Annotated in this window: 5 protein-coding genes; all 5 read right to left on the reverse strand. The window is 52.7% G+C overall.

Going from position 1 to position 6,516, the window contains the following annotated elements:
• Positions 1 to 5: 5 nt before the first annotated feature.
• The gene (locus DCCM_RS11665; protein ID WP_104372570.1) at positions 6 to 2,546 is read right to left on the reverse strand and encodes a PAS domain S-box protein; all 2,541 of its coding nucleotides are present in this window, start codon (positions 2,544 to 2,546) and stop codon (positions 6 to 8) included.
• 179 nt (positions 2,547 to 2,725) lie between these two features.
• Positions 2,726 to 3,439, reverse strand: coding sequence for an ABC transporter ATP-binding protein (locus tag DCCM_RS11675; RefSeq protein ID WP_104372572.1), 714 nt, complete (start codon positions 3,437 to 3,439; stop codon positions 2,726 to 2,728).
• A gap of 1 nt (position 3,440) precedes the next feature.
• A complete protein-coding gene (locus tag DCCM_RS11680; RefSeq protein WP_104372573.1) occupies positions 3,441 to 4,205 on the reverse strand; it encodes an ABC transporter ATP-binding protein in 765 nt (254 codons plus the stop codon).
• Complete coding sequence (locus DCCM_RS11685) at positions 4,202 to 5,275, reverse strand: branched-chain amino acid ABC transporter permease (protein WP_231702754.1); 1,074 nt, start codon at positions 5,273 to 5,275, stop codon at positions 4,202 to 4,204. Before DCCM_RS11685 ends, DCCM_RS11680 begins: the two co-directional genes overlap by 4 nt.
• Positions 5,276 to 5,304: 29 nt before the next feature.
• Positions 5,305 to 6,183, reverse strand: a complete 879-nt coding sequence (locus DCCM_RS11690) for a branched-chain amino acid ABC transporter permease (protein WP_104372574.1) — start codon at positions 6,181 to 6,183, stop codon at positions 5,305 to 5,307.
• Positions 6,184 to 6,516: the final 333 nt, after the last annotated feature.

The raw sequence follows: 6,516 nt of genomic DNA on the forward strand, positions 1-6,516 counted from the left end.
TCCTTTTATATATTTTTTTCTTCCTTTTCAAAAATACCTTTTTTTTCCTCAAAAATTTTATAGTTTTTTTCAAAGGCTTTAACCAGGTACGGGTCAAACTGTGTTCCGGAACAGCTTTTTATTACCTTCAGGGCCTCTCCGGAAGGCATGGCCTTCCGGTAGGGCCGGTCGCTGGTCATGGCGTCATAGGCGTCGGCAATCGCCAGAATACGGCACTCCAGGGGTATTTCTTCCCCCTTCAGGCCAAGGGGATAGCCCTGGCCGTTCCACCACTCGTGATGTTTTAGAACCCAATCGGCTATGGGCGCGAGATCCTGCGCGGACAGCGCAATGCGGTGACCGATTTCGCAGTGCAGGCGCATTTCCGCGAATTCTTCCGGAGTCAGGGGGCCCGGTTTGAATAGGATGCGGTCGGGCACCCCCACCTTACCTATGTCATGAAACTTGGCCAGAAGCCTTAAATCAGTTATCCTGCGCCGGGACAGCCCCAGGGCCACAGCCAGTCCGGCCACCAGATCCTGCAGCCGGTCGGCATGGCCCTCGGTAATAAAGTCCCTGGCCTCCAGCGCCTTCATCAGTGTTTTTACGATGGCGCTGCGGGCACTCCGGCTGCGGTGCAGCTTTTCACGGTACATGTTGTTGTCGGCTTCTTTAAAAATATCCCCGGGATTTGCCCCCGGGCCGCCGGCTATGGCAAAGCCCACGGAAATACTCAAGGGCAATTCGGGATTGGTTTCATTATAGCCCGTTATCCCCGCTCTGATCCTTAAAACCGCATTTTCCACCACCGTCTTGCCGCTTTGGAGAAGCAGCACGGCAAATTCGTCGCCCCCGATCCGGGCAACCGTATCGCCCTGGCGAAAACACTTTTTCACAACCATTGCCGCCGCTTTCAGCAAAGCATCCCCGGCATCGTGTCCCATGGTGTCGTTGATTAGTTTGAGCCCGTCCACATCGCATACGATTATACCAAAAGGCATATGGGCGCCGGCCGCCAGTTCCCGCATTTTCCGCTCAAAAAAAGTACGGTTGTACAATCCTGTAAGCTGGTCATGCATGCTGTAATAGGTAAGCTTGTTCACTGCCTGCTTGCGTTCGGAAATGTCGCTGTAAATGGCGTAAATCCCCGCCTGCTTGCCGTCCACCACAATGGGAAAACCCAGTATGGACACATCCACAAGGGTTCCGTCCCTTCTCTTCCTCACCGCCTCCCTTTGTACAACCTGCCCGCCGCTTACGGTATCAAAAAGAAAAGCAGCCTCCCCGGAAAATTCCCCGGGAACTATAACATCATTTAATAACTTGCCCTTTATTTCTCCAATGGAATAGTCAAACAGCTGTTTAAAACCTTTATTGGCATTGATTATCCTGTTGTTGTTGCCAAGTATCACAATGGCTTCCGGAGAGCTTTCAAAAAGCTGCTGAAAATAAGCCTTCTGGCGAACAGCCTCCTCCTCCGCCTGTTTGCGCCGGGTAATATCCCGGCTGCTGAATATTGCCCCGGTAACCGACCAGCTGTCATCGAACAGCGGGTTCCCTACGGTCTCCAGCCAGAGGTACCGGCCATCCGCGTGTCTGAAGCGGTATTCGGCCTTTCCCGATGAAGATGTCCGCATAGAATTGTAAAATTCCTCTGTGATTCTTTTTAGATCCTCCGGATGTAAAAAATCAAAAATGGTTTTTTCCTGGAAGTATTCCGGTTTGTAACCCAGCACCGGACCGTGGGAAGGACTTACATACAGGTATTTGCCCCTGATATCGGTCTGGCTGATTAAATCCAGCATGTTATCCGTAATGCGCCTGAGCCGGGCTTCGCTTTCCTGCAGCGCCCTTTCCACCTGCTTACGTTCAGTTATATTGATACAAAGCTCCAAAACAAGAGGAGAGCCGTCAACATCCCAGAAGGGGTAATCATACACCTCGAAGACCCCACCGTCGGATTCCCTGAATTTTTCCCGCTTTTGCGTCCGGCCGGTTTTAAATACCCGGAACGTGCGGCAAATCTCACAGGGCGTCTTCCTGCCGTGAAATATATCGTAGCAAAATCTTCCTTCGGGATCGCCGTACCGCTCCCTTAATAGGCGGTTGGCAAAGGGAATGGTGTAATCCGGGGACTGCAGGTACACCACGGCAGGCAGTTCATTTAAAACGGAAAAAAACCTGTGGCGGTCCGCCAACAATTTTTCCTCCGCCAGGCTTTGCCGGGTTTCGTCAATGACCTGTCCGAGAACGGCGGGGCGTCCGTCAAATTCAATACGGGACAGGTAAGTTTTTACCAGCAAAGTATCACCCTGTTTGTTAACACCCCTAAAATTATGACTAACGGGATGCTCTCCCCCGTCCAGCAACTTTTTGACAACATTAATCAAGCCCGGACTGTCATCCGGGTGACAAAGCCACGTAAAGGGAGTGCCGGGCAATTCACCGGCACTGTAGCCCGTTATCCCGGCCATGGCCTTGTTGGCCAGGCGAAAAACGCCATCTTGCAGTATATATGCCGGCAGTGGAGCCTCGTTGAACATTTCCTCAAAGTCAAATTCAGGCATCTACCTAATAATACCCTCTCTTTCGGGGTAACCGATAAGCTGTTGCCTTAATAAAAAAGCAACGATTCAAGTTAAACATAGGAATCATTGCCTTGTCATTCAACATTTTGGGACAAATTCCTCTATTTTCGCCAGTCAGCAGTCTGACTTCCTTCATATCCCGCGCTGAAATTTTTATCCTACCCCCTGCCAAGATATGCCTGCTGAACCCGGCGGTCTTTTTTCAATTCATCCGGCCTTCCCTCCAGCATAATCTTCCCCTGGTCCATCACGTATACCATGTCGGCCACATACATGGCGGCCCGGGCGTTCTGCTCCACCAGAAGCACGGTGGTTCCGTTTTTTCTCAAGTTGTTAAGGGTGTTGAAAATCTCTTTTACCAAAAGGGGCGCCAGACCAAGGGAAGGTTCGTCCAGGAGCAATACCTTGGGCCTGCTCATCAGTCCCCGGCCTATGGCGAGCATCTGCTGCATTCCGCCGCTGAGGCCGCCGGCCGGATCCCCGAGTCTTTCCCCCAGGGCTGGAAAAAGGTTGACAATGTCCTCCATATCCCTTTTTATTTCCCTGCGGTCACCGCCCCAGCGGGGGTAGGCCCCCAGCATCAGGTTATCCTCCACGGACAGGGAATCAAAAATCTGGCGGTGTTCGGGAACCAGGCTGATCCCCTGCCGGACCATTTGTTCCGCCTGCAGCCTTTGCACCTGGCGGCCTTCCAGCACTACTTCCCCCCGGAAAGGATTGTAAATTCCCGCCACCGTCCCCAGCAAAGTGCTTTTTCCGGCTCCATTGGCCCCCACTATGGCTGTCAGACTCCCGGCGGGAACACGGAAACTTACTCCCTTTAAGGCGTGATTCCAGCCGTGCCTGGTGTGAAGATTCTTAACCTCAAGCAATTTAAAATACCTCCTCACCCAGGTAGGCGGATATAACCCGTGAATCCTGTTGAATTTCCAGCGGAGTGCCTTCCGCCAGTTTCGAACCGTGGTCTAAAACCACAATCCTGTGTGAAACGGCCATAACCATTTCCATGTTATGCTCCACCAGCAATACCGAGGTTCCCATTTCCGGAAAGCGGGATATCAATTCACCCAATCCATTGGTTTCCCCCTGGTTCATACCGGCGGCAGGCTCATCCAACAGAATTAAATCCGGTTCCAGGGCCATGGCCCTGGCAATTTCCAGCAGCCTCTGCTCCCCATAAGGCAGTATTTCGGCGGGCATATCCTTTTTCTCCCCGAGTCCCACCAGTTCTAACGCGGCAATTGCCCGCCCGTATATAAACGACTCCTCGGAGGCCACTCCGGGCCAGCGAACCCCGGCCTGCAGCAACCCTTTCCGCCCCAGGCGGTGGGCGCCAACCATAACATTTTCCACCACCGTCATATTCCGGAATATTTGTAAATTTTGAAAGGTCCTGGTAACCCCCAGGACGGCAATCCGATCCGGCGGCATTCCGCCTATCTCTTCGCCGTTATATTTAATACTGCCCGAATCCGGACCAGCCACCCCGGAAATCAGGTTAAACAGAGTGGTTTTACCGGCTCCGTTGGGTCCTATTATGGATACAATTTCTCCCCGGCTTACATGGAAATCGACAGAATTAACCGCTGTCACGCCGCCAAAGTGTTTTGACAGCCCGGTAACTTCCAGTATAATCATTCCGCTGCCCTCCCGTCCGCGGCCGGGGGTAAAGCCACGTTCCGGGCCGGGCCTTCCGCCTGTTCTTTTCCGGAATAATAGCCGCTCTTTCTTTTGGCCCAGCGGTTTTTAATCCCTCCTGTCAGCCCTTCAGGCATGAATATCATCACCGCCACCAGAATCAGGCCGAAAAATATTATCTCAAATTCTCCCCCCGCCGTGGGTATCAAAACCGGTACCAGGGCCCGCAGCAGTTCCGTCAGCGTTAACACGGCCGCAACACCTAAAATAGGCCCCCATATGCTGGCCAGGCCTCCTATGGCCGCCATCAGCACAAACTCCACCGATGCCTGAAAGCCGAAGGGCGAGGGGCTGATAAAGGTAACGTAATGGGCGTACAGGCTCCCGGCAATACTACCGTATACGGCGCTGAGCACAAAAATCTGAACCTTGTATTTATAAGCCGGAACCCCCATGCAGGCGGCGGCCAGCTCACTGCCGTGCAGCGCCCTTAAAGCCCTGCCTATCCTGGAATTGACAAGGTTTCTGGCAAAAGCCACGGCCAGCAATACAAAAAACCACACCAGGTAGTAATATCTAATTTCGCTGCCGAATTCCCAGCCAGCTATGGAGAAATATGGAATACCGGAAAAGCCGGAGGGGCCTCCGGTTAAATTTACCTGTTCGTTGAAAAAGATATAGATTATCACACCGGAACCCAGGGTAGCCAGGGCCAGGTAGTGCTCCTTGAGTTTCAGGGTTGATATGCCTATTAGAAATGCCACCAGCGCGGTTATCAGGGCCGCCGCCAGCATGGCCGGCAGGGGCTGCCAGCCCCAGTTCACGGTCAGCAGACCCGAGCCGTATGCTCCCAGCCCGTAAAAGGCGGCGTGCCCAAGGGAAACCTGGCCGGCATAACCCATTAAAAGGCAAAGCCCTATGACCATAATTGAGTAGATTCCTATTAAAACAATATTGCCCAGATAATAGGTATTGGGCATCAGCAGCGGAAGGGTTCCCAAAATAGCTATAAAAATCAAAAATAGCAAATACCGGGCAACCTTTTTGCTCAATAGTCCTGATTGAATCACCTTTCAACCCCCGGATTATCAAAGTTTGGCTATACTCGTTTGCTTTCCGGTTTGCCCAGCAGACCGCTGGGTTTCTTCAGCAATACCAGCAGCAAAATCAAGAAGGATATGGCATCCTTATAACCGGAAGAAATCAGACCGGCTCCCAGCGCTTCCAGCACCCCCAGCAGAAAGCCCCCCACCACCGCCCCGGTGGTGCTGGTCAACCCCCCCAGGACAGCCGCCACGAAACCCTTCAGCCCCAGCATTAGACCCATATCGTAAGTTGCCGTGGTAATCGGGGTTATAACAATACCCGCCAGGGCTCCCAGCATGGCGCTAAGGGTAAAGCACAGCAGGGACATGCGCTGGGGGCTGATTCCCATCAGCCTGGCAGCCAGACGGTTTATGGCACAGGCTTTCAAAGCCATGCCCAGGGCCGTGCGCTCGAAAAAAACAAACAGCGCCGCCACCACCAGCAGGCTTAAGGCCAGAACCCAGATACTCTGGGTGTTTAAGGCGGCTCCCAGTATTTGCAGCGACTCTCCGGAGGAAAAGGAGGGCAGCGGGTAGGATTGGGTTCCCCAGACCAGCAGCGCCCCCCCGCGTATGGCCACGGAAAAACCGATGGTTATAATGATAATTGTAACCACCGAAGAATTGCGGGCGGGATAAATTACCGCCCGTTCAAACAGCGCCCCGAAAAGCCCCACCAGTAATATGGCAGCCGCAACCGCCAGCCACAGCCCGGTTCCACCCTTGACCAGACTTGCGGTAATAAGCGCCCCGAGCATTACAAATTCTCCCTGGGTAAAATTAATGTGGCCGGTGACATTGTATATGGTCACAAACCCCAGGGCGATAAGAGCGTATATTCCGCCCAGGGTAAGGCCCGTGAGTAAATATTGCAGTAATTCGCTAAATTGCATTGATAAAACCCCGTTTCGTCTCTAAGGTAAGGGGACACACCTCTATTTTGTGCCTGGCTTTTGGGATGAGGAATGTCCCCAACGTATGTAAGGGGACACACCTCTATTTTGTGCCTGGCTTTTGGGATGAGGAATGTCCCCAACGTATGTAAGGGGACACACCTCTATTTTGGGCCCGGCTTTTGGGATGAGGAATGTCCTAACGCATTTAAGGGGACACGCCTTTATTTCAGGCCCGGCTTTTGGGATGAGGAATGTCCTAACGCATTTAAGGGGACACGCCTTTATTTCGGGCCTGGCTTTTGGGATGAGGAATGTCCTAACGCATTTAAG

The organism is Desulfocucumis palustris, from assembly GCF_002933875.1.
GTDB lineage: Bacteria > Bacillota > Desulfotomaculia > Desulfotomaculales > Desulfocucumaceae > Desulfocucumis > Desulfocucumis palustris.

Bases quoted from the DNA above. Each gene is read 5' to 3' on its own strand.
- DCCM_RS11680 (WP_104372573.1), bottom strand. From the start codon at position 4,205: ATGATTATACTGGAAGTTACCGGGCTGTCAAAACACTTTGGCGGCGTG.
- DCCM_RS11690 (WP_104372574.1), bottom strand. From the start codon at position 6,183: ATGCAATTTAGCGAATTACTGCAATATTTACTCACGGGCCTTACCCTG.
- DCCM_RS11665 (WP_104372570.1), bottom strand. From the start codon at position 2,546: ATGCCTGAATTTGACTTTGAGGAAATGTTCAACGAGGCTCCACTGCCG.